Annotated in this window: 20 protein-coding genes and 1 pseudogene; 9 read left to right on the forward strand and 12 right to left on the reverse strand. The window is 66.0% G+C overall.

Annotation, left to right across the window (positions count from 1 at the left end):
* Positions 1–14 precede the first annotated feature (14 nt).
* From ACLH0K_RS13325 to ACLH0K_RS13345, 5 genes are all read right to left on the reverse strand, one after another.
* Positions 15–815: a carbon-nitrogen hydrolase family protein gene (locus tag ACLH0K_RS13325; RefSeq protein WP_411374040.1), complete on the reverse strand. Its 801-nt coding sequence runs from the start codon at positions 813–815 to the stop codon at positions 15–17.
* An 11-nt stretch (positions 816–826) separates the two neighbouring features.
* On the reverse strand, positions 827–1,948 hold the full coding sequence (locus ACLH0K_RS13330; protein WP_411374041.1) for a glutamate--cysteine ligase: 1,122 nt from the start codon (positions 1,946–1,948) through the stop codon (positions 827–829).
* Positions 1,949–2,074: 126 nt separating this feature from the next.
* On the reverse strand, positions 2,075–3,013 hold the full coding sequence (locus ACLH0K_RS13335; RefSeq protein ID WP_411374042.1) for an LssY C-terminal domain-containing protein: 939 nt from the start codon (positions 3,011–3,013) through the stop codon (positions 2,075–2,077).
* Positions 3,010–3,714 carry an esterase/lipase family protein gene (locus ACLH0K_RS13340; protein ID WP_411374043.1) on the reverse strand — a complete coding sequence of 235 codons (705 nt, stop codon included), beginning with the start codon at positions 3,712–3,714 and terminating at the stop codon, positions 3,010–3,012. Before ACLH0K_RS13340 ends, ACLH0K_RS13335 begins: the two co-directional genes overlap by 4 nt.
* An 84-nt stretch (positions 3,715–3,798) precedes the next feature.
* The gene (locus tag ACLH0K_RS13345; protein ID WP_411374044.1) at positions 3,799–5,016 is read right to left on the reverse strand and encodes an MFS transporter; all 1,218 of its coding nucleotides are present in this window, start codon (positions 5,014–5,016) and stop codon (positions 3,799–3,801) included.
* A 155-nt stretch (positions 5,017–5,171) separates the two neighbouring features.
* Here ACLH0K_RS13345 and ACLH0K_RS13350 point away from each other — a divergent pair, with 155 nt between their 5' ends.
* A complete protein-coding gene (locus ACLH0K_RS13350; RefSeq protein WP_411374045.1) occupies positions 5,172–5,516 on the forward strand; it encodes a hypothetical protein in 345 nt (114 codons plus the stop codon).
* Here ACLH0K_RS13350 and ACLH0K_RS13355 read toward each other — a convergent pair.
* Positions 5,484–7,412 (reverse strand): hypothetical protein, encoded by a 1,929-nt coding sequence (locus ACLH0K_RS13355; RefSeq protein WP_411374046.1) that lies wholly within the window; start codon positions 7,410–7,412, stop codon positions 5,484–5,486. The two genes, ACLH0K_RS13350 and ACLH0K_RS13355, sit on opposite strands and share 33 nt — an antisense overlap.
* Before the next feature lie 179 nt (positions 7,413–7,591).
* On the opposite strand from ACLH0K_RS13355, the gene ACLH0K_RS13360 reads away from it, so the two are divergent.
* Complete coding sequence (locus ACLH0K_RS13360) at positions 7,592–7,915, forward strand: hypothetical protein (protein WP_411374047.1); 324 nt, start codon at positions 7,592–7,594, stop codon at positions 7,913–7,915.
* A gap of 168 nt (positions 7,916–8,083) precedes the next feature.
* Here ACLH0K_RS13360 and ACLH0K_RS13365 read toward each other — a convergent pair whose 3' ends face one another.
* Together ACLH0K_RS13365 and ACLH0K_RS13370 are read right to left on the reverse strand one after the other, a co-directional pair.
* On the reverse strand, positions 8,084–9,853 hold the full coding sequence (locus tag ACLH0K_RS13365; protein ID WP_411374048.1) for an EAL domain-containing protein: 1,770 nt from the start codon (positions 9,851–9,853) through the stop codon (positions 8,084–8,086).
* Complete coding sequence (locus tag ACLH0K_RS13370; protein WP_411374049.1) at positions 9,850–10,686, reverse strand: alpha/beta fold hydrolase; 837 nt, start codon at positions 10,684–10,686, stop codon at positions 9,850–9,852. The genes ACLH0K_RS13365 and ACLH0K_RS13370 overlap by 4 nt, the downstream gene beginning before the upstream one ends.
* A gap of 193 nt (positions 10,687–10,879) precedes the next feature.
* Here ACLH0K_RS13370 and ACLH0K_RS13375 point away from each other — a divergent pair.
* Positions 10,880–11,497 (forward strand): annotated as a pseudogene (locus tag ACLH0K_RS13375) (cation transporter); the annotation flags it as partial.
* A 523-nt stretch (positions 11,498–12,020) separates the two neighbouring features.
* Here ACLH0K_RS13375 and ACLH0K_RS13380 read toward each other — a convergent pair.
* On the reverse strand, positions 12,021–13,520 hold the full coding sequence (locus tag ACLH0K_RS13380) for an MFS transporter (RefSeq protein WP_411374050.1): 1,500 nt from the start codon (positions 13,518–13,520) through the stop codon (positions 12,021–12,023).
* A 229-nt stretch (positions 13,521–13,749) separates the two neighbouring features.
* On the opposite strand from ACLH0K_RS13380, the gene ACLH0K_RS13385 reads away from it, so the two are divergent.
* From ACLH0K_RS13385 to ACLH0K_RS13395, 3 genes are all read left to right on the forward strand, one after another.
* On the forward strand, positions 13,750–14,139 hold the full coding sequence (locus tag ACLH0K_RS13385; RefSeq protein ID WP_411374051.1) for an Hpt domain-containing protein: 390 nt from the start codon (positions 13,750–13,752) through the stop codon (positions 14,137–14,139).
* Between the two features lie 50 nt (positions 14,140–14,189).
* Positions 14,190–14,954: an SDR family oxidoreductase gene (locus ACLH0K_RS13390; protein ID WP_411374052.1), complete on the forward strand. Its 765-nt coding sequence runs from the start codon at positions 14,190–14,192 to the stop codon at positions 14,952–14,954.
* A 191-nt stretch (positions 14,955–15,145) separates the two neighbouring features.
* Positions 15,146–15,808, forward strand: a complete 663-nt coding sequence (locus ACLH0K_RS13395) for an ANTAR domain-containing protein (RefSeq protein ID WP_411374053.1) — start codon at positions 15,146–15,148, stop codon at positions 15,806–15,808.
* Between the two features lie 28 nt (positions 15,809–15,836).
* Here the strand turns inward: ACLH0K_RS13395 and ACLH0K_RS13400 are convergent, their stop codons facing one another.
* Positions 15,837–15,971: a hypothetical protein gene (locus ACLH0K_RS13400; RefSeq protein WP_411374054.1), complete on the reverse strand. Its 135-nt coding sequence runs from the start codon at positions 15,969–15,971 to the stop codon at positions 15,837–15,839.
* A 508-nt stretch (positions 15,972–16,479) separates the two neighbouring features.
* Between ACLH0K_RS13400 and ACLH0K_RS13405 the strand changes: the two genes are divergently transcribed.
* Both ACLH0K_RS13405 and ACLH0K_RS13410 read left to right on the forward strand, forming a co-directional pair.
* Positions 16,480–17,742, forward strand: a complete 1,263-nt coding sequence (locus ACLH0K_RS13405) for a glycoside hydrolase family 26 protein (protein WP_411374055.1) — start codon at positions 16,480–16,482, stop codon at positions 17,740–17,742.
* 327 nt (positions 17,743–18,069) lie between these two features.
* Entirely contained in the window at positions 18,070–18,279 is a 210-nt protein-coding gene (locus tag ACLH0K_RS13410; protein ID WP_411374056.1) for a three-helix bundle dimerization domain-containing protein, read from the forward strand.
* Between the two features lie 117 nt (positions 18,280–18,396).
* Here ACLH0K_RS13410 and ACLH0K_RS13415 read toward each other — a convergent pair whose 3' ends face one another.
* Both ACLH0K_RS13415 and ACLH0K_RS13420 read right to left on the reverse strand, forming a co-directional pair.
* Positions 18,397–19,344 carry a glycoside hydrolase family 16 protein gene (locus ACLH0K_RS13415; protein WP_411374057.1) on the reverse strand — a complete coding sequence of 316 codons (948 nt, stop codon included), beginning with the start codon at positions 19,342–19,344 and terminating at the stop codon, positions 18,397–18,399.
* A 411-nt stretch (positions 19,345–19,755) separates the two neighbouring features.
* Positions 19,756–19,974, reverse strand: coding sequence for a hypothetical protein (locus ACLH0K_RS13420; protein ID WP_411374058.1), 219 nt, complete (start codon positions 19,972–19,974; stop codon positions 19,756–19,758).
* Here ACLH0K_RS13420 and ACLH0K_RS13425 point away from each other — a divergent pair.
* A complete protein-coding gene (locus tag ACLH0K_RS13425) occupies positions 19,973–20,287 on the forward strand; it encodes a hypothetical protein (RefSeq protein WP_411374059.1) in 315 nt (104 codons plus the stop codon). The genes ACLH0K_RS13420 and ACLH0K_RS13425 overlap by 2 nt on opposite strands.
* Positions 20,288–21,119 lie beyond the last annotated feature (832 nt).

Here is a 21,119-nt window from a genome sequence, read left to right on the forward strand (position 1 = left end):
CACACTTTTTGGGGTCAGTCACTGTGCTTGGGAATTACGGTGAACCGGCGGTTTTGGAGGGCCGGGACACGGGTCCGCACGGCTGCGATACGTTCCGGCTCCAGCTCGGCGAACACGACGCCGGGCCCCTCGCCGGCGTTGACAATAACCACCCCGAAAGGATCCACCACCATCGAGTAGGCCGTGGCAAACGGGCCGCACTGATTGGCCGCCACCACGTAGGACGTGTTCTCGATGGCCCGGGCGCGCACCAGGGTGTTGAAGTGGTCCTCCTTCCCCGGACCTCTGATCCAATTGGCCGGGAGCAGGAGGACATTGGCGCCCGCATCCACCAGGTACCGGGCGCTTTCCGGAAACCGGAGGTCGTAGCAGGTCAGCATGCCCAGCCGCAGCTGGCCGTGGGAGAGCAGGTACGGCGCGCTGATGCTGCCCGGGCGGGTTCCATCACTTTCGCGATGTCCGAAGGCGTCGTACAGGTGCACTTTCCGGTACGTGCCCAGCACCTCTCCCCGGGCGTCGAGGGCAACGATTGTGTTGTAGGGCAGGCCGCCGTGGCTGGCCTCGGTGGTTCCCACGACGACGGGCAGGTTCAAATCCCGCGCGAGCGCGCCAACGCCGCTGATGAAGGGACCATCCAGCGGTTCCGCCACTTCCGCCATGGCACTGGGCCCTCCGGTGCCGGCGTAAAGGCTGGACTCGGGAAGCACCAGCAGATCGGCATTACCCAGGGCGGCAACCTCCATCAGCCGGGCAATAAGGCGCAGGTTCTCCCGGGAATCCGTCCCGGCGCCGAACTGCCCCGAGGCGATCCTCACGTCGTCCTCCCTCAGATAGTGAAGGCGTTGTTGCCAGCCTCCCGCAGCGGGGTGACGGGGAGGCTGGTTATATGCACGGCATCGGACAGCATGTCCTGGAAGCTTGCGGTACGGGCTAGACACTCCCGCTGCACAGCGGCGCCGGTCCCGCGGTCCAGGACCTGGAACAGCAGGAACTCCACCGCGCTGAACTCGCCCTGTTCCTCCAGCACGGGCCGGAGGTGGTCCAGCAATGCCAGGACAACCTCGAAGACACCGCGGGGCATCCCTGTGGCCGGGTCCGCCAAGTCGCCGTCGAGCCCGTAGCGGCTGGCCCGCCATGTGGCAAGCTGCAGCTGGGTGACGGAAGCCGGCGCCGGGGCAACGCCGTCGCGCCACTGCCGGGCCGCGGTCTCCGCAAGGGCCCGTACCAGCGCGGCCAGCAGGACGGCGTCGTCCGCGAACAGGCACACGTCCGCAACCCGGACCTCCACGGTGGGATGCTTATGGCTCAGCCGCGCATCCAGGTAAAGATTTGCCTTGTCCAGCGGCACACCGGAAGCGAGGATCTGGCTCATTTCCTTGTGGTAACCGGCGGCAGACCCGTAGATGTTGGCCGGTCCCGTGGTGGGCCAGCGGGTCCATGCCTGGAACCGGTAGCTCGCGTAGCTTGAGTCCTTGCCGTTCCAGAACGGCGAATTGGCGCTGATGGCCAGCAGGACCGGCAGCCAGACCCGGATGCGGTCCAGGATGGCGACGCCTTCCTCTTCCGACTCGATTTCCACGTGCACGTGGCAGCCGCCCGTCAGCTGCTCGACGGCGGTAAGCCCGAAGCGGTCCATCAGCCGGGCACAGCGTTCGCCCGGCGCGATGGTGGATTCCACGGGCAGGGGTGAGGTTGCAAGCGCGGCTGCACGCGCGCCCGCCCGCCTGGCCAGGCTGTCGGCGTCCTTCCGCCCCGCGATAATGTCCTGGGCCAGTTCGGCGAGGGTGAGCCGCGGCAGGGTGCAGGTCTCGATCTGCTCCTGCTTCATCTCGCTGGTCAGCCGTGGATAGTCGCTGACCTGGTCCAGGACTCCACCCAGCGGCACCGGCTTCCCGTTCACGCCGTCGACGATCAGGAACTCTTCTTCTACACCCATCCTGCGCGTCACGGCATCATTCTCACACACCCGCGTCCCCGGCAGGAGCCGGCGCCGCCATGTTTAGGTACCCGGAACAGTCAGCGGGCCGGCCGGGGTGTCGCGAACGATCCCTGGGGCAAGGAAGCTATGTGGAAGCTAGACCGCGGTTTGACCCGTGCTTGTATCGGGCGAGGACGGCGGTGGCCGGCCGGGTTCATACAGGTCGATGATCGGCAGGTGCCCGTCCGTGCGGATGGCGTCGCCGCCGCCGTTGCGGTGGTGGTAGCCGGTGGAGAAGTTGCGGATGACGTGGACGGATTCCACGGCGCGGGCCGCTTGCAGGGTAGCGATGATGAAGTCGCGTTCCTCGTCCGTCCGGTCTGCAATCTTGTGGGTGATCTGGAACGTGAACAGGGACAGGCCCACACTCCGGTCGTAGGTGCCGGCGCCAACAAAATCGACCGAGAGCCCGCCGGGCAGCATCCACCCCTCCGGACACTTCCAGAACCGGACATGGTGGCGCTTGCGGGGGTTGCCGTCGATTTCGCGCTGGAAGGCGAGGTCCTGCTTGTTGCCGAAAACATACAGCGCACTGACCGGGGCCTGCGGGTAGCTCCGCCCCATGACGGTGGAGGTCAGCGTCCGCCAGGCCGTCGCCGGGGTGATGGGATCCGCTTCAACCCAGCCCGCGGCGAGCATGGCGCGCCGCAGTTCTTCCAGGGTTCCCACTACGGCGAGGTTCACGGGATCCCCCAGCACGCCGTCGCCCGTCCGGGTCCGGCCGATGAAGTAGTCCGGGATGTAGAGGCTGCTGAGGATTTTGTGGATGCGCGGCAGCAGGGCGTACGCCAGGATCAGCCACACCGGGAGGAACACCCAGGCCTGCTCCGGGCCGCGGGCCAGCCGGGAAAGCAGGAAGAACCAGACCGCCCACCCCACCGCAATGGTGACCAGCAGGTACAGCAGCCGCTGCAGCACGGCCAGGACAGTGGCCCACCTGCTCTGCCGCCGCCCGGCCGGACTTCCCGGGCGCGAATGGTCAGGTTCCTCCGGAGCCGGCCGCCCGGCGTCGTAATTCCTGTCCAACGAACTCACGGTTCAACCGGGGTGAGCTGCTCCACGATGATCCTGGCCGTTTCCGGATCGCCCAGGATGCGGAAGTGCCCGGCAGTGGGCAGTTCGATGTTGGTGGCGCCGGGGAGCACGCTGCCTTCCGGGATGTGGGGATCGAACGGCCCGTAGATGGAGGTGATCCTGCTGTTGATGGTCTCCTCACGGGCCAGTTCCAGGGTGAGCGAGTTGCGTGGGGAGAACATCCGCAGGCTGGGCAGCAGCATGTAGCGCGCGTAGGTGGACCCGGAGAACGGAGCGCACACGGCAACCATCCGTGAAATGCGCTGCTCCGGATCCAGGTTGAGCATGGCGTACTTCCCTATCAGCCCGCCCTTGCTGTGCGCCACGATCGAGGCGTCCCGCAGCCCGGCCTCCTCGATGTGCTGGGCCACCAGCCGGGCCGCGGCCGGAATCTTCAGCTTGTTGCGCTGCAGCACGGTCACAACGTGCACGGGATGGCCGGCGTCGTGCAGCGACTGGATTAGCGGCAGCATGAATTGCCAGTTTTCGTACACTCCCGGAATGATCACCACCGGATTCCGGTGGCCCCGGTGGAAGGAGCCCGGCTGCACGCGGGACAGCATGCCCTCAACCTGGCACATCCCGGCGTAGACATAGTCCTGCAGCCACCACAGACCCTTCTGCAGTGTGCTGATCCGAGTGGGATTCCCCGTTTCGCCCATCTGTCGAGGATAACCGCCTCCCGGTTGCTCCATCACTTTTGGTTCCCAACCACCCGGTTTAAGGACCACAGGTGATAGCGCATGTCAGTAGTTGCGGCGGTGCTTCAGGCGTGGAATCACGACGGCGAACACGGCCGCCGCGGCGAACCCCAGGATCCCGGTGGCCGAGATCCCCGCTCGCAGGGAGGCGAGCGCCGTCACGGCGGAGAGCAGCACCGGCCCGCCCGTGGACCCGGCGTCAGCCATGAACCGCCACAGCCCCAGGAACTGGCCCCGGCCGCGGTCCGGCGAGAAGTCTGCCCCCAGTGTCATGACCAGCCCGGAGCTGATGCCGTTGCCGAACCCGATCAGCAGCGCGGCCAGCAACAGTCCCACAAAGGAGCCGGTGAGCGGAATCAGCAGCAGCGCCGTACCCATGAGGAGGGTGGACGGCACGGCCACGAACTGCCGGCCCTTCCGGTCCATCAGCTTGCCCGCCGGATAGAACACCAGCATGTCGATGGCGCCGGACAGGCCGTAGATCAGGGAGGCGGACGTGGCGTCCATGCCCAGGTGGTCGGCCCACAGCGGGATCACCACCTGCCGCGAGGAACGCAGCGCGCTCAGCAGCAGGATGCCGGTGCCCAGTGAGAGAAACACCCCTGCGTGGGACACCGCCACGCTGCGGAGCGTGGGCTGGGGGCCGGATGCGCCGCCGTCGTGCCCGTCCGCAGCGGCAAGGTCCGGGATGGTGAGGGACAGCAGGGCCGCGGCCGCCATGGCCGCCGCGCCCACCCAGTAAGCGCCGCCGATGCCCGAGAACTGCATTACCGCGGCACCCAGGAACGGGCCGATGAACACGCCGATCCGGTTCACTCCGCCGAGCGTGGACAGCGCCCGGGCGCGGAACTCCACCGGGACAGCCTCGGTCAGGTACTTCTGCCGCGCGAGGCCGAAGACGCTGCCGGACATGCCGACGACGGCCATCGCCGCCGCGAGCAGCCACAGCCCGTCCGGGGCCAGGAAAGACAGCCCGGCGGCAGCCATTGCCAAGCCTGCTGCGACGGCGGCGCCAACAATGGACCAGCGCTCCCCGAACTTGAGCGTCACCAGGGACGCCGGCAGGTTGAAGAACCACGAACCGAGCCCCATCAGCGTGACGATCAGCGCCGCAACAGCCACTGTCGCCCCGAGGTCGCGGGCAGTCAGGGCCACCACGGGAAGGATGGCGCCCTGCCCGATCCCGAACAGCAAAGTCGGCCCGAAAGCCGCCACTGCGATGGCACGGAGGCTGAAGGGCGGCTGGTCATCGGGGGAAGTCATCAGCTTTATCCTAGGGGCGCGGCAGCACCGCCTTTTGCCCTCCGTGGTCGAGTCCCATGGCAATAAATTCGGGGGTCACAAACGGCTGCGGGAGGAGTACATTTCGCCTTAGGGGCACTGTCCCGTGCGCTTACAGCCAAGGAGAGGTCAATTCGATGGGTGAAGTGTGGATCCGCACGATCAGCAACGGGCTGGTCCGGGCAAGCAGAGTCACCGAGATTTCATCCACCCGCGGATCCCTGCACGAGGACCAGGGGTATTCGTTGAAAGTCGTCGTGGACGGCAAGGGGCATGTGCTGATTGATGACGCAGACCTGCAGGGCAGCCTGGTTGAACGGCTCGAGTATGCCAGGCACATGGAGGATGCCCTGCTGCTCGCAATGGACGAGTGCCGGGGCAGCGACGCCTCGGTGGTCATCTCCTTCGAGCCGGAACGTGAGCGCTGGTCCTCGGCCCCGGTCTCAGTCTTATCCGGCAGTCTTCCCGAGGTGGTCGGCTGACCCTGCGGCATCGTCGCGCTGCCGGCTGGCGTGTACGACGGCGGGCAGCGGCTCAGGCAGGCCAGTTTCTTGTTCCACGGGGTTGAGGCGGTCCGGCGCAGGCTGTTGCGCGGGTTCCGCAAGGCTTTGTGATGTGGCGCCGGTGCGCGCCGGCAGGCCGCTGATGCTGGTACGCGTGAAGCAGAGCGCCCAGAGCGCCACCACCAGGACAACCACCAGCACCCAGGGCAAATCGGGCCAGGCCAGCATGAAGGGCACGGCCACGGCCACTGACGTCACGATCAGCAGGTACCACGTGACATACCACCAGGGGTTGGCCGGCGGGTTGCGGGTGGGGTCGCTCGACTGCCGGAAGGACGGTTTCCGCATGCGCTGAAGCCGGTTGTGCAGCACACCCCACACAGGCCCGTTCAGCAGACCGACCAGGAGGGCGGCAAAGGCTGCCGTGGTGACGGCCAGGACGCCCCAGTCCTCCCAGTGCCCCCAATGGTAGGACGGGCCGGAGCACAGCCAGGAGGACCACCACGGGTCCTCGCCGGCACCGGGCGGCCCGCACCGGACGAAATTCCGCGCCCACTCCTGCGACCCCAGCCACGCCAGCGCAGCCGGAGCGCTTAGCGCCGAGGTAACGACAGACAAGAGCCGGGTCACTCCCAGGCTCTTCACCATGACGCGGTGCGGGCGGAGCCGCCGGTCGCCGTCTAGCCCCCGCAGGGCCAAACCGCGCGGATCGGTCGGCGGGTCCAGGATCAGCCGCGCCAGCGGATCAAGCACCTCCACCCGGTTGCTGGAGTAGACGATGTGGTCGTAGATCAGGCCGGACCTGTTGTAGACCGGGTGCTCCTCCGGGCCGGGGCCACCGTCGCCCGCACTGTCTCGGGCATACAGCTTGCCGAAGACAGGCAGCGGACCATTGGCATGGGTGGAGATGGGCCCGGCCGGGACGAAGTCGAACTTCCCCCAAACGTTGATCCACCGCGGCCGGTCCGGGTTCGCCAGCCAGTCCATCACCGGATCCTCCCCCGTACCTCCGCCCCACTGTGCGTAGCCCAGCAGGTCCAGGCCGCTGCCCACGCTCACGAAATTGGTGGCACGGGCCTGGTTCTGGAACAGCACCTGGCCGGCGATCGCCGCTCCCTGGCTGTGCGCGACCACCGTCACCTCGGTACCGCCGCCGTGGTCCCAGCGCTGCAGCGTGTCCACCACCCGCTGCCGCATCGCCGCCGCCTGCAGGGGTTTGCGCTTCCACACCTGCGGGTCTCCCAGGAAGTCCGCGAACAGGGACACGAGCTTCCCCACCCAGCGTCCGGGCCCGGGAATCCAGGCCAGGACGATGATCAGCAGCAGCACTACCAGCACCGCCAGCAGGATGAAAAGGCCGGCGAACGCCGCCACGGATGTGAACAGCAGCTGGCGCAGCCGCGCGCCGAGCCAGGTGATGCTGGGCCGCCGCCGGCCGGGGTAGAGATTCCAGCGCAGGAGCTGCAGGGACCGCCGGTAGACGCGCAGCGCGGTCCGCAGCGCCCAGGAGTAGGTGGAAGCGGCCGACGCCGGCTCGAAGTCCCTGCCCCAGGACGCCTCCGTCATCAGGACAGTGAGATAGTCCGGCCTGCCGTCGGGGCAGCTCCGCAGCACCTTGGCCCAGACCTCGGGTGCGTCGCCGACGGCGTTGGCTTTGGTGATGACCAGGCGCGGGTGCGGAACGTCCGGCACCAGGTCGAGGGAGAGGTCGTGCAGGCTGAGCATCAGCGGCTGGGCCCACTCCTGCAGGGTGCCGCCCTTTAGGGCCCGCCCCATGCCGTGGACAAACACCACCACATGGTCCGGCCTGTTTCCGGCGCCGTTGCCACTGTCCGTATCCGCGTCCCCCAGGCCGTCGCCTGCGCGCTTGCCCATGGGGTAATGATGGACCCGGGCCCGAATGGAGGAAAGCCGGTCATGAATAACCATCGGATGTAATAATTGTCACGGTGTTGCGTGTGTCACATCGGACCCCTACTCTGGATGAGGCTGATGCAAACGGCCATTGCAAGAAGCTGCAGCGTCGCAGCCAATGCCGGGGAAGGCTTTACAACTTGAACTCTAAGCTCAACATTGTTGTCCGAATCGATCTCGACCATGCACGTGCCAGGGTGATTGCAAAGGGGCATATCACCGTCCACAGCGTCAACGCCCTTTACGTGGTAGCAAAGCGGGCCAACTCACTCCGGGAAGGACTGGATCTGGAACTGGACATCTCGCACGCCCGTGTGGATGACGCAGCATTGGAGATGCTGCAGACCTCTTCCCAAACCCAGCACCTTCCAAACAAAATCGATCCGCAGCAGGCACCGTGCACCATCAGCGTGCTGGCGCCGCGCAGGAAGGCCGCCGTTCCAGCAGCCGCCATGGCCGCATAGGCCAATTGCCAGGCAGCTCATAGCGCCCAGCGTGGGGCCCCGAGCCTGCCACCACCATGATTTTCCGCCAATCGCCCCGCCCGCCAGCACGGCCGGACCCAGACATCGGGTAGCCGTCAAGGGCGGGGCGTTTGCGCGGTTCGCCCGTTAACCCTTGTCACACGCTCCTCAGTACCCGCCCTGCTGTCCGCTTGTGTGGGCTTCCAGCCACTCCTTGAGCAGGGGTGCCGGCAACGGGCGGGCAAAGTGGTAGCCCTGGGCAAGGTCGCAGCCCATTTCGGTCAATACGGCAGCTTGCCCTGAGGTTTCCACGCCCTCCGCAACCGCGCGGATGCCCACCGCGTGCGCCAGGCCGATGCAGCTGCCCACAATGGCGGAGTCCCCCGAGTCGGAGCCCAAGCCCATAATGAAGGACCTGTCGATCTTCAGTTCATCAATGGGGAACTTCTTCAGGTACGTCAGGCTCGAGTAGCCCGTGCCAAGATCGTCAACAGCAAGGCCGACGCCCAGGTTCTTCAGGGCCGTAAGGGACTCAAGCGCGGCGGCCGGATCGGACATCAGCGCGGTTTCCGTGATCTCAAGCAACAGGTGCGCCGGGTCCATCTTTCGGAGCTGCAGGGCTGCTTCCACCATTGCCACCAGCTCGGGGTCGTTGAGCTGGCGGGCGGACAGGTTCACTGCATACTCGAGGCCTGCGTTGTGGGGGTCCTCCCGGCGCAGGCTTTCGGCCTGCTTCAGCGTCTCGTCCAGGACCCAGGCCCCCAGCGGGCGCACCAGTCCGGATTCCTCGGCCATGGTGATGAATTCCGACGGCGGCAGCAGGCCCCGGTCGGGATGCTGCCACCGCACCAGCGCCTCCACGCCGCTCGGGCGCCCGGTATGCAGGTCGATGCGCGGCTGGTAATGGACGCGCAGGGCGCCGTCGTTGATGCCCCTGCGCAGTTCACCCAGGGCGCGGAGCCGGTCAACAGCGGGGTCGGATTCCGCGGGGTGGTGGAGCTCCCACCTGCTGCGCCCGCGTTCCTTGGCCCTGTACATGGCGATGTCAGCCCGGCGGATGAGGTCCTCCACTGTGTCGCTTCCGTTGCCGGCCACCGCCACCCCGATGCTGGCGGACGTAACGATTTCCAGGCCTTCAATCTGCATCGGGGCTTTGAGGACCTCCAGCACCCCGGCGGCAAGGGCTGTGGCCTGCTGGGTGCCGGCAACGGTGCAGACCACCACGAATTCGTCACCGGACAGCCGGGCCACGATGCCCGCTCCCTGCCCCGCCTGCAGCAGGCGCTGCGCGGCGGAGACAAGCAGCTCGTCCCCCGCCGCGTGGCCCAGGCTGTCATTGACCGCTTTGAAGTGGTCCAGGTCGATGAAGAGGACGGACAGGATGCCGCCCGTATTTGCGGCCAGGAAGGCCTCAAGCTGTATTTTCAGCCCGGCACGGTTGGGAAGGCCGGTCAATGAGTCGTGGAGGGCGAGTCTTTGCAGTTCCTTTTCAGCCTGCCCGCGCCTTGCCTCGGCCTCTTCCGCTGCCCGCAGCGCGGTCACGAGCTCCCTTTCGAACATCCGCCGTTCGTGTGCACTGAAAATGATCACCCGGACGCTTTCCGGCTGCTGCCCGGATGCCGGAGCCTTCGAGGCCGAGAGCAGGGCCGGCCGGCGTTCGCCGTCTGCCGCGATGATTTCCACCGCCACTTCGGAGACGGACCCGTTGATGCCGAGTTGCGGGATGCAGTGGGTCGAGTACAGGATCTGGTCTCCCACGGGCATGAGGCTCTGCAGCTTCCGGCCCACCAGCTGGAAGCGCGGGTAACCGGTCCAGCGGACAAAAGTGTCGTTGACAGCGGTGACCCGGCCGGCGTCGTCCGTCACCAGGTACCCGCACGGCGCCTGGTGGAACAGGGCTTCGAAATCATCCGCCGGCGGACCGGGCCCGTCCGTCACTGGCGCGGCTTAAGGTAGTCCAAAATCGCTTCGGCCGTATCCCCGGGTGCGCTGACATGCGGGCAGTGGCCGGTGGCCTGCATTTGCACCAGGGTGCTGCGGGCGAGGTGCCGGTGCAGGTATGAGCCCACTTCCACAGGCGCAAGCAGGTCGTCGGAGCACTGCAGGATGAGGTTGTCGCAGTCCACCTCGTCCAGCATGGCGCGGGTATCGGAAAGGAAGGTGACCCGGGCGAAGTGCCTGGCAATGGAGGGGTTGGCCCGGCAGAAGCTGCTCCGCAGTTCCTCGGCAAGCTCGGGCGAGTCGGGGTTGCCCATCGCCATGGGTGCCAGCGCCTCAGCCCAGGCGAAGTAGTTGCTGTCCAGTGATGCCAGCAGGCCCTCGATGTCCTGGTGCGAGAACCCGCCCACGTAACCGTCGGCGGCGTCGTTGGTGTACCGGGGGGACGGGGCAACCATGACCAGCCGGGAGAACCGGTCCGGTTCCCGCACTGCCGCGATGGCCGCGATCATGGCGCTGACGCTGTGCGCCACCAGGATGACGTCCCTCAGGTCCAGCGAGCCGCATATTTCCAGCAGGTCGGAAGCGTAGCCGTCCAGGGTGCCGTATTTCTCCCGGTCGTAGGCCTCCACGTCGGACCGCCCTGCCCCTACGTAATCGAAGAGCACCAGCTTGTAGTCGTTGGCGAAGTACGGCAGCAGCCTCCGCCACATGTCCTGGTCGCAGCCGTAGCCGTGGGCGAACATCATCACAGGCCCGTCAGGCCGGCCGGATATGGTGACATTGTTCCGGCGGACCACCGCTGAAACTGCTTCTGTTGCTGCTTCGACCACAATTCCGGCCCCCGAGGTAGTCAGCAGGGTGATTTTCCTACTCAGATAGTAATGGCGGGGGTGCCCGGAAGTTCCAGATCTGCCAAAAACCGTGCCCCCCGTTGTCCGCGGGTTGTTCGGTTGGATCGGAGGATGTCTTCCGCCGTAGCGTCGAAGGGTGGGTAATTTGTCCGTAGTAGGGAACAGGACCGGCCTGCAGCTTCATCCTGCTCCAACCAGGCGTTCCATCCTCACCCGCCGCATCCGTTTCCTGGCCGCCGCCACCATCACCTACAACGTGGTGGAGGCCGCGGCGGCCCTGTGGGCCGGCGCCATCGCGGGTTCCGCCGCGCTGATCGGCTTCGGCCTGGACTCGGTGATCGAGGTGGCCTCCGCCATTGCCCTGTCCTGGCAGTTCGCGTCCAAGGACCCGGAGCGGCGCGAACATTTAACGCTGCGGATCATCGCCTTGTCCTTCTTTGCCCTGGCGTTGTTCGTCTCTTTTGATGCCATCCGTTCGTTGCTGGCCGGTGAACCGGCGGAGCACTCAACGCCGGGCCTCGTCATCGCCGCACTGAGCCTGGCCGTGATGCCGGTGCTGTCCTGACTGCAACGCCGCGCGGGCCGCGAACTCGATTCCAGGACTGCCGTGGCCGATTCCAGGCAGACCCTGCTGTGCACCTACCTCTCGGCTGTCCTCCTGGCGGGCCTGCTGCTGAACAGCACCCTAGGCTGGTGGTGGGCGGACGCGGCGGCGGCCCTGGTTATTGCGGGCATCGCCGTCCGGGAAGGGGTTAACGCCTGGCGCGGAGACGTCTGCTGTGCGGTCCCCTATGTGTAGGCTTCCGAGCCTACCGATGGTTGCTGCGCGGACTGCACTCCCCAGCGGCAAGGCCAACCACTGCGGACGCCCCGGCAGTAGTGGGCGGGCGGACCGCGTGGTGAGGCTCGACGCCGGACGCATCGTTTCGAATACGCAACCGGCCCGGGCGGCGGTTAGAGAAAGCATCCGCCGGCGCCCCGGGGGAGGCGCCGACGGACGTCTTGAGACCTCGGGATAGCTCCCGATGAAGGTGTCCCCCACAGCCCGGCTTCGCCGGACTTTGCCGCGCTCTGCTACACGGCGTGCTAATACTGTGGCTCCTGCTCCTCAAGAATCGGTCAAGTTGCCGTCAAGGCTTTGACATTTTTGAAGCGGTAGGGGCTCGTCCTCACCGGCGAGGCGCAGATTCATATGTGACGCCCCTATTCCCTGGCGCTCGTGTTATTTGGCGGCGCCTGGGAATGTGCGCGTCGCAGGAGAGTGTGCGAGTCGAAGGACAAGGCCGTCAGGAACCGTGCCTGCCGGGGCGGGACTAAGCCTCGATCGGCTTGCCGTCAGCGGTTTCCTCCGCTGCGGCCTCGGCGTACTCAGCCGAGACGCGCCGGTAGACCGGCGTGAGGAAGGCCAGCAGGGCGGCCAGGACGAGGATAACCCCGGCCACCAGGAACACCAGGGCGATCCCCCGTGAGGTGCCCTCCCCCAGCAGCGGGGCCAATGCGGCCGCGCCCTCTGGCGAGCGGGCGTACGGGATAATCCAGAACTGGGCGATCGGCGCAATCAGGAACGCGGTGATGGGCGCCGCGGCTGATTCGAATGCCATGGCGAACCCGAACACCCTCCCCTGCCGGGGCAGCGGCACCACCTGCTGGATCACCGTCTGCTCGGCGGCCTCCACCACGGGCACCAGGGTCAGGTACAGGAAAATCCCCAGGACATACAGCCACGCCCACTCGCGCAAGGTAAACACCGCGCCGAGGAACCCCATCACCACCACCGCGATGAGCAAGGTCCGCAGCGGGTTCTTCCCCAGCCCAAACTTGCCGACCAGCGCACCGCCCACAAGGAACCCGCTGGATCCCACAGCCAGGAAGATCCCCCACAACTCCACCGGGAACATCTCCAGGCCGTAGGGGTCCATCAGGGCCATGTACACACCCCCAACAAAGTTGTTGAACGTGGAAAACAGGATAAGGGCGAACAACCCGGAGATGGCCAACACGGCGGCGAGGGCTCCGCGGAAGTCGAATCCGCCGTGGGCGTCAGTGGCTGCGGCGCGCATCTCCTCGGGCATGCGCAGCGTGAGCAGGTGCGCGAAGGCCAACGCCGTGAGCACTACCGCGACGGCAATAGTCCAGCCCATCCCGAGCAGGCCCACGGACAGCCCGGACAGCACCGAGGTGACCAGGAACATCAGCCCCTGCACCATGCCAACCATCCCGTTGGCGTTGGCCCGCTTATCCGGTTCGATGAGGATGGTGACCGTGGTGGACAGGGCGATGTTGCGAAGGTTCTCCACCACTGCTCCGATGAGGATGACCAGGGTGAAGATCCAGAACCAGGGCTGCCCAAAGGCGAGCAGTTGGGAGGCCGGTGTTACCAGGAACATCGCGCCGGACAGAACGAACATCACCAGCGTGAACACGGCCGCGAAACGCATCACTGCCAGTTTGCGGTACCGGTCCACGAACGTGCCGAAGCTGATACTGGACAACGCAATCAACAGCATGTACGCGCCGCCCACAACACCAGTGGCGATCACGTTCCGCGTTTCCAGGTACACCCAGAACGTCAAGGCGAACCACAGGTAGCTGGTGGTGATGTTGGCGAGCGCAGTGTTCACCAGAATCCCGGCAAAGGTCCGGGACCGCTCTGCGGGGCTGCGCAATGAAGTGTCGACGGCGGCGGGGCCGGGCGGGTCCGCCGCACCGCCTTCCCCAGCTGTCCCCGGCGTCCGTTGGCTGTCCCCGGAAAGGCCCGCGCCGTCGTCGTAAGAAGCAGCAGCCCGCCCCCGGGCCGGTTCCTGCTCAGTCATGCGTCCCAGTCTAGTGAGCAGCACCCTTCACGGCACGGGAGAATTCCCCCTTTATGCCCCCGGTAGATGCGTATCCGGATGAGGGCCACCGCCCAAACCTGAGTACTCACTACTCGTGTCCTGCTCCGCCTGCGGCACATAGTCTCCTTCATAAGCCTGGGGGTGTCAGCGGCCCTTCTTCCGTGCGGGGAGGAGGACCACTCACTCCTGGTGAAGGGACGTATTGCCGATGCAGGACCACGGCCAGCCCCGGCCCCTCCTTGACCCGTCAGTGCTGGAACGGCTGCGCGACGGACTGGGCGATGACGATGACATCTGGCGGATGTTCGTGCAGCACTACATTGACGAATTGCCCATCAGGATCGAGAGGATCCGCCACACCCTGACCACCGGGGACCTCGCGGGGGCGATCGACGCGGCACTCAGCCTGAAATCCTCAAGCCAAATGGTGGGCGCCGAGCGCCTGGCCGGCAACGCTTTTGACCTTGAACAGGCACTGCGCCAGGACCCCGCCGCCGACGATCCGGGTAAAGCGCTTCCGCTGCTCGCGGCAGCGTATCTCCGCCGGATCCAACAGTGCAGCAAACAAACCACCTACGCCTTGCGGGCCTTGCTGTGAGGCGTAGGTGGGGCGCTGTTCCCGGCCGCGTTCGGCATAGGATTTCCCGTATGAAGATTGCCGTTGCAGGGGGAACCGGTACTGTTGGGCGCCACGTGGTGGCACTCGCCAAGGAACGCGGCCACGACGTAGTGAGCCTAAGCCGCACGGAGGGCGTTGACCTGGTTACCGGCCGCGGGCTGGACCAGGCGCTGGCCGGCTCGGACACCGTCATTGACGTCTCCGGCATCAACACCACCTCCACCAAAAAGGCCGTGGACTTCCTCACCAGCGCTTCCCAGAACCTGCTGGCCGCCGGGGAGACTGCGGGCATCAACCACCACGTGGTGCTCTCGATCGTCGGCATCGACAAGGCCACCTCAGGCCTCTACGCAGGAAAGCTTGCCCAGGAGGACACTGCCAGGCACGGTGGCGTGCCGTGGACGCTCCTGCGGTCCACCCAGTTCCACGAGTTCGTGCCGCTGGTGGTGAAGACCGCCTCAGCCGGGCCGCTGGTGGTTGTGCCAAAAATGTTCACCCAGCCCGTGGCCGCCCGCGAGGTGGCCCAAGCCCTTGTTGATGCTGCCGGCAAGGGACCGCAGGGCAGGATCAGGGACCTGGCCGGCCCCCGCCTCGAGGAGCTCGATGGACTGGCCCGCGCCTATCTTGCCCGGACCGGTCAGCGCCGGAAGGTGGTGGAGGTGCCGTTCCCCGGGGCGATGGGGAGAGCCATGCGCATTGGTGCGCTGATCCCGGCGCCGGGTGCCGCCGTCGGGCGCCAAACGTTCCTGGAGTGGCTGGAAGCAAGTAGTCCACTTGGAGGTAGCGAAAAATAGAGTACCGGCTACTCGTGTCCGTGGCCGGACCGTGCCCATAAGTTCGAACAAGGCCTGCAGCGCAGCGGGCACAACGGACGTCGATGGGGGACAGAAGCGTGGCAGTACAACCGATATCCGGCACCAGGCGGATGGAACGAACGGGATTTTTGCTAGATCTGGTCAGCGGCGCGGACAACGATCTTGATTCAGTGCAGCGGCTGGCCGCGGCCGCCGCGCTGGCGCTCAGCGGCAAGGTGGGCATTGACTGCGCCGCTACGCTGCAGCGTCCGGGGAGCCCGCCTGTGACCGCCGGAAGCGTGGGCGCCGCGGAGTCCCTGGCCAGCTCCGAGGACAGGTACGGCGATGGGCCGCTGGCGCAGGCAGCGGCGACATCGGAATCTGTGCAGGTGACGGGTGAGGGCTCCTCGCAGCGCTGGGAGGCATACCGACGGCGGCTGGTCGCCTCCGGCTACGGCGCTGCACTGGCGGTGCCGCTCGAGCTTGAGCCTCGTGCTTCCTGCGCCATGGTGTTCCTGGGTCCTGCCGGGTTTGACTTCAACCCGGATCTGGTGGCCGAGGCCACCTGGTTCGCGTCGGTTGCCTCGCAAAGCATGAAGCTGGCCCTTGAGGTGCGCAGCGTCCGGTCCGCCGGGGACAACCTGAAAACCGTGCTGGAAAGCCGCACCGCCATTGACGTTGCCTGCGGCGTGATCATGGCGCAGAACCGCTGCTCCTACCCGGAGGCGTTCAGCAAGCTTGCGGGGGTGTCGCGGCAGCGGAACCTGAAAGTCCGCAGCGTCGCCGAAAACATCCTCAAGGCCACTTCGGGAGGCTCTCCCGCGACGCGGTTCGAGCCGCCCGTGCTGGCGTAGCGGGGTTGCCGACAGGAACGGGACCCGCCTAGCGGGTCATCGCATAAACTGCGATCACCAGTCCGACCGCGAGGACTACGTTAACCAGGATGTACGGTTGGATGCCTCGTTTTGCGTCCGGATGCCTGCGGCGGCCGTGCTTGCGGTTGATTACTTCAGTCATGCCCCGAATCTAGGCAGCGCTGCAGTGCCGGCACCCGAGTATCGACTACCCGTATTGATTGACCCCCACTACGTGGATGGCCGCGTGGAGGCCACAGTTCCCCCAAGCAAGGGGAAAGCCCCTCCTAGGAGGGGCTTTCAACGTAGTGGTCAATTGTCTTTCGGTTACGGTCAGCGGTAATACACTCCCCCTTCCCGAACGCCCCCCGGCGTCCATCCGGACTATGACACCATCGACTTTAAAACTTTGGCCCTGCCGAGGTAAAGGGGTTGGATACAACTTTTTTGCCGTGCGTTCATGGTCTGTTCTCGGGCTGTTTGCCGGAGGCCACGTGGGCGCTGGGCCTTTCCTCGGAAAAAGCTAGGCAGATCCTGCGCTGTTTCGGCTCTGTGACCCCTGCGTAGTCCGGAGACTTATTAGGGGGTCTTTCCGTCCGGCCCTTGTCCTTCCCAGCGGCCGGCTTCCTTCCGTCATGTCCAGCTGCTGCCGGATCCAACTTGAGGGGAATATGAAACTGCTTAGAACACTGTTCTCAGTCCTGGCTTTGCTCGCTGGCGGCACAGTCTGGGTCGCCGCGCCGGCGCATGCCGCCACCGCCATCATCACGCTCAGCCCGGATAAGGGCCCGGCCGGCACGACCGTGACGGTCACAGGCACGGGCTTCCCCAAGAAGAGCCCGGGTACCATTACTGCCGGCACCACAGCGGTGGCCTTCAAGACCAGCGCGTCCGGATACTTCACCGCCGAGGTGGTCATGCCTGTAACGGAGGAGACCGCACTCGCCGTCCGGGCAAGCTCGGGCAAAGCAAAAGCCTCTGCCACGTTCACTTACACCTACAGCTCGCCGTCGGTGGCGGAGGAGGACCCCAACACGGTCCAGGCCCCGGCGCCGGCCCCCGCCGCGCCGGCTCCTGCCCCTGCCGTCCTCCGGTTCGGCGTGGGGACACCCGGCGGCCCGCTCGCGTCCGCGGAACTCGACGCCGTCACGGCACTTGCCGGGGAGGCGCCGTCGATCGTCTTGTCCTACAAGGACTTCAACCAGGCTCCCCCGATCACCGAACTGGAAGCGGTCCGCGCCCGCGGGGCCCAGACCCTGCTGACCTGGGAGCCCTGGACCTGGGGCGGCGGCACAGAGCAGCCTGCTTACTCCCTGGACAGGATCGCCGCGGGCGACTTCGACCCCTACCTGCAGCAGTGGGGCCAGGCGCTGGCGGGCTGGGGGCATCCGGTGATGCTGCGGTTCGGCCACGAGATGAACGGCAACTGGTACCCGTGGTCTGAGCAGATCAACGGCAACAGCAGCGGCGACTACGTGGCCACGTGGCGCCACGTCCACGACGTCGTCGCCGCAACAGGCGCCTCCAACATCACCTGGGTGTGGAACCCGAACGTTCCCTACTGGGGCTCCATTCCGCTCGGCGGCCTGTACCCCGGAAACACCTACGTGGATGCTGTAGCGCTCGACGGCTACAACTGGGGAACCTCCGCCTCATGGAGCAGCTGGCATTCGCCGTCGGAGCTCTTCGGCGAGGGCCTGTCCCAGCTGCGGGCCCTGGCGCCGGGCAAGCAGATCCTAATTGCGGAGACGGCCTCCGCCGAACAGGGCGGCTCCAAGGCGGACTGGAACACCGCCCTGATCAGTTACCTGGCCGCGCAGTCGGATATCACCGCCATCACCTGGTTCCACTTCAACAAGGAAACCGACTGGCGGATTAACAGCAGCACAGCGTCCGCGGACGCCTTCCGGCTGGCCCTGGCGAGCCGCCGGTAAGGCAAGGCATACGACGGCGGTGACCACCCGCCGTCGTACGTCCCGGTGGGCGGGCCTGCCGCAGCCTCCTCCCAATAAACCTGAGGGAGTTTTGAGGAGTTCTTGACGGCAACTGCGCAGGCTCTTGAGCGAAAGAGTCCAAAGTAGTCCGTGAGAGGCCCGGCGCATGGGGGTGCGGCTGGAACTGGGGGTTCAGCAGTACCGGGCCTTGCATCGGGAAACCTATGGTTTCCGCGCCTGGCGGTGTCAAGAAGCCGGCACCGCCAAGCAAACAACGTCTGCTCAGAGGCGTATGGAATACCGGTTAGGCAGGCTGACGCTGTGGGAATGCTCAATGAACCCGAAGCCCGGGCGCTTTTGGCCATCATCGAACGGCTCGCCGGGCACTTCCCCGGCCATGAGCGCTCCGTCATCGAGCAGGTGGTCTCGGAGGAGCACCTGCTGTACGACGGCGTCCGCATCCGGGACTACGTTCCTATCCTGGTGGAGCGCGCAGCCAAGCTCCGCCTTGCCCAGCCAGGTGCGCCTGCGGGATAACCCGTTCGCGGTGGCAGTCCAGGACACTGAAAAGCCCCTCCGAGGAGGGGCTTTTCGCTTATGTTTTCTCCAACCCGCATGACACCGGGTTCCACCTGCTCAGTAAACGTCCTGTGGTCAGTCCCTGGCCCAAATTGATACCCAGTCGACGTACACGTGGCCACGGGTGTCGGGCGCCGGGCAGCCGGTCAGGCAGGACTCGGTCTGCAGGAGGTAGCGCATCGGCTTGTCCGGCACCATTGACGTGGCAACGCCGATGGATTTGCCGTCAAGGAAGAACTCGATGCGGCCGGGACTCCACTCGGTGGTGGCGACGTGCCAGGTGGTGAACGGAACCTCGGGCCGGAAAACGTCGAATTTGTGTCCCTCCGAGGTCACGCCGTGCAAGGCAGCGTAGACCACCTTGGACAGGTCCCCTTCCGGAAAATCGATCTCCCCGTCCTGTGGCCAGTTCTTACTGACGGGCCAGAGCAGCCAGGCCACCTTGAATCCCGGCAGGGAGTCGGCTTTGAACCGTACGGAGTAGCGCCCGTACAACTGGCTGTTGTACGGCCACTGGTTCATCCCGGCGAACTTCGGGGAAGGCGCCGCGCCCATGGACACGCCGTTTTCCGAGTGCAGATACATGTCCAGGAGCCCGTCATGCACACTCAGGACCTTGGATGGGAAATACCCGGACGTTCTCTCGCCCTTCTTCTGCTGCTTGGCGGCTGTATCCGGCGTGCCATCGACGTACAGTTCGCTCCATCTTGAGCTGTAGATGCCGGGGAAGCCGCCGATGGGCACGTCCCCGTCCGTGAAGTCTTCAGTGAAAACCTGCCTCCACCCGGGCAGGTCCCCCACCGGCATGGCCTCACCGTATGAGACGTCGGTGTTCCCTGTTGGATCTGCGGCTGCCGGCTTTGCGGCCCCGGGCTCTGCCGCGGGCGCAGGAGAATTGGACTCGGCAGCCGGTTCGGCCGAACCGGAGTTACCGGAGGGCTGCGTGGGATCGGCAGATGCCGGGGTTGGCTCGGCAGAACCCGGCGCAGTAGTCGGCTCTGCAGAGCCGGAGGCCGTGCTCACCGGATCCCGAACATCCTCCTGGGCACTTTGGCTCGGTGTTACGTCTGCGGCAACGCTTAGCGTGCCCAATGCGAGCGCGGACACAGCTACTACCGAGACGAGGACACGGGCCCGCGAATCCTGCTGGAACGCCTGCAAAGGCGTCGTTCCGCTTTCCGGCGGTTGACGGTGCGCCTTCCGGCGCGCACCCGCCCATGGAAACCGGGAGCTGCGACGGCGGTCTGCCACGGTGTCCTCCCCTGCATGGTCCGTAGATGGGGACCCGGAGCAGCGATGGCGCGGCGGCCTGATCCCCTTGTCCAATCCATTTTAGGAGTGGCGTCACATTCCGGTCACGAGTACCGGGTACTTATGTTTGGCCCGGAATCCAAGGCCAAGATACCTGTGCTACTCGCTTTTGGGCTTCCAGAATCACACCGGGTTGTTGGTGTTGGGCTCGTCAGGGTCCTGGCCGGCGCCGTAACCGGTGGCCGAAGCCAGCCCGCCCACCTGCTGGCCGGCGTTGGTCTGGCCGGGAGTGAAATGCTCGGGGTTGGAAGACTCCGGCTCGGCTTCGGATGCCGGCAGGACATCGTTGCGCAGGTGTTCGTCGTCGGGAAGGTCAGCGTTGCGGGCTTCTGAATCGCTCATGGCACCAGCCAAGCACCATGCCGGGCGGCTGGCAACCATGCGCGCATGGCCTGCCGCCGGGGCCCGTCCTGTGCACCGGAACCGCCGGTATGCGGCGGATCCACCACTTTTTCCTGTGGTCCTATACGAGGCTCCCGGCCTGGTGCGATCGGTGAGCCCGGGCGACACCGGCCGGGCCGGGTATGTGGGTGAAGTGCTGGGCAACTTTGACAAGGTGCTCCACGTCCGCCATGAGGGCGAGGACCTGCTCATGTACCCGCAGCTGGAGCAACGCGCCCCGGCCTGCGCACTCCACGTTGGACAGATGCTCTAACAGCACCGGCAGGTCACACAGCGACTGGAGGTTATCGAATCAATCCGCCTGCACTGGATGGAAACGGCCGACGCGGAAACGGGTGCGGACCTCGCCGCACGCTACGAGGACCTGAAGGCCGTGCTGAATGTGCATCTGCGGCGGGAGGTCACACCTCGGCATGGTGCTCGCCGCGAACCCGCCCGCCGACCGGAAGGAACCGTTCAAGGAGATTCCCCCGCCCGTCCGGGTAGCCTACAAGCTTGTGGGGGGCAGGATGTACCGGGTACGCCGCGCTTTTCCGGGCCGCCCGGTTCCGGCGACCCTTTAGGCCAGTTCGGAAGTTACCGCCGCATGGCATTGGAGGCTTGCGGAAGTCTTGAGGAATTCTTGATCCCATCCAACCTTGTTCTTGAGGTACTCCGTGCACAGTGATGGAAGAAGGTCGGGAGCGCATGGGGGTGCATCTGGGAACTGAGGCCCAGTCAGCCCGCACCTTTTCAGTCGGCAAAGCCGATGGTCTCACGCCTGGCGGCGCCAAGCAGCGGCGCCGCCAGGCAACACAATTTATTCGGACTGCCAAGACCCGGGGCCGATGGCGGAGGCGGCGGATCAGCGTGGATCCGCAAATAGCTGTCGGCCCCCTCATACTTGACGAGTACGGCGGCGCGCGCCGCCGTCGTAAAGGTGCCGTGATGCTCCGCGGCAGGTGCTCATCCCGTCGCTAACCCTCGATGCGTGAGGCGTCAGACGACGGCGAAGGGGGCATCGTCCCCCCGTCCGGGCCGGTACGCGACCCTTCGGTCAAATTCGCCTCAGCTTCCCGTGCGCGTTTCCTGGTGGCTTCCGCCAG

The organism is Arthrobacter sp. MPF02 (assembly GCF_046605375.1).
GTDB lineage: Bacteria > Actinomycetota > Actinomycetes > Actinomycetales > Micrococcaceae > Arthrobacter.

Excerpts from the sequence above, each read along its gene's own strand:
- ACLH0K_RS13340 (WP_411374043.1), bottom strand. The coding sequence starts at position 3,714 with ATGGGCGAAACGGGGAATCCCACTCGGATCAGCACACTGCAGAAGGGT.
- ACLH0K_RS13345 (WP_411374044.1), bottom strand. The coding sequence starts at position 5,016 with ATGACTTCCCCCGATGACCAGCCGCCCTTCAGCCTCCGTGCCATCGCA.
- ACLH0K_RS13350 (WP_411374045.1), top strand. The coding sequence starts at position 5,172 with ATGGGTGAAGTGTGGATCCGCACGATCAGCAACGGGCTGGTCCGGGCA.
- ACLH0K_RS13355 (WP_411374046.1), bottom strand. The coding sequence starts at position 7,412 with ATGGGCAAGCGCGCAGGCGACGGCCTGGGGGACGCGGATACGGACAGT.
- ACLH0K_RS13380 (WP_411374050.1), bottom strand. The coding sequence starts at position 13,520 with ATGACTGAGCAGGAACCGGCCCGGGGGCGGGCTGCTGCTTCTTACGAC.
- ACLH0K_RS13385 (WP_411374051.1), top strand. The coding sequence starts at position 13,750 with ATGCAGGACCACGGCCAGCCCCGGCCCCTCCTTGACCCGTCAGTGCTG.
- ACLH0K_RS13390 (WP_411374052.1), top strand. The coding sequence starts at position 14,190 with ATGAAGATTGCCGTTGCAGGGGGAACCGGTACTGTTGGGCGCCACGTG.
- ACLH0K_RS13400 (WP_411374054.1), bottom strand. The coding sequence starts at position 15,971 with ATGACTGAAGTAATCAACCGCAAGCACGGCCGCCGCAGGCATCCGGAC.
- ACLH0K_RS13405 (WP_411374055.1), top strand. The coding sequence starts at position 16,480 with ATGAAACTGCTTAGAACACTGTTCTCAGTCCTGGCTTTGCTCGCTGGC.
- ACLH0K_RS13410 (WP_411374056.1), top strand. The coding sequence starts at position 18,070 with ATGCTCAATGAACCCGAAGCCCGGGCGCTTTTGGCCATCATCGAACGG.
- ACLH0K_RS13425 (WP_411374059.1), top strand. The coding sequence starts at position 19,973 with ATGGCACCAGCCAAGCACCATGCCGGGCGGCTGGCAACCATGCGCGCA.
- ACLH0K_RS13420 (WP_411374058.1), bottom strand. The coding sequence starts at position 19,974 with ATGAGCGATTCAGAAGCCCGCAACGCTGACCTTCCCGACGACGAACAC.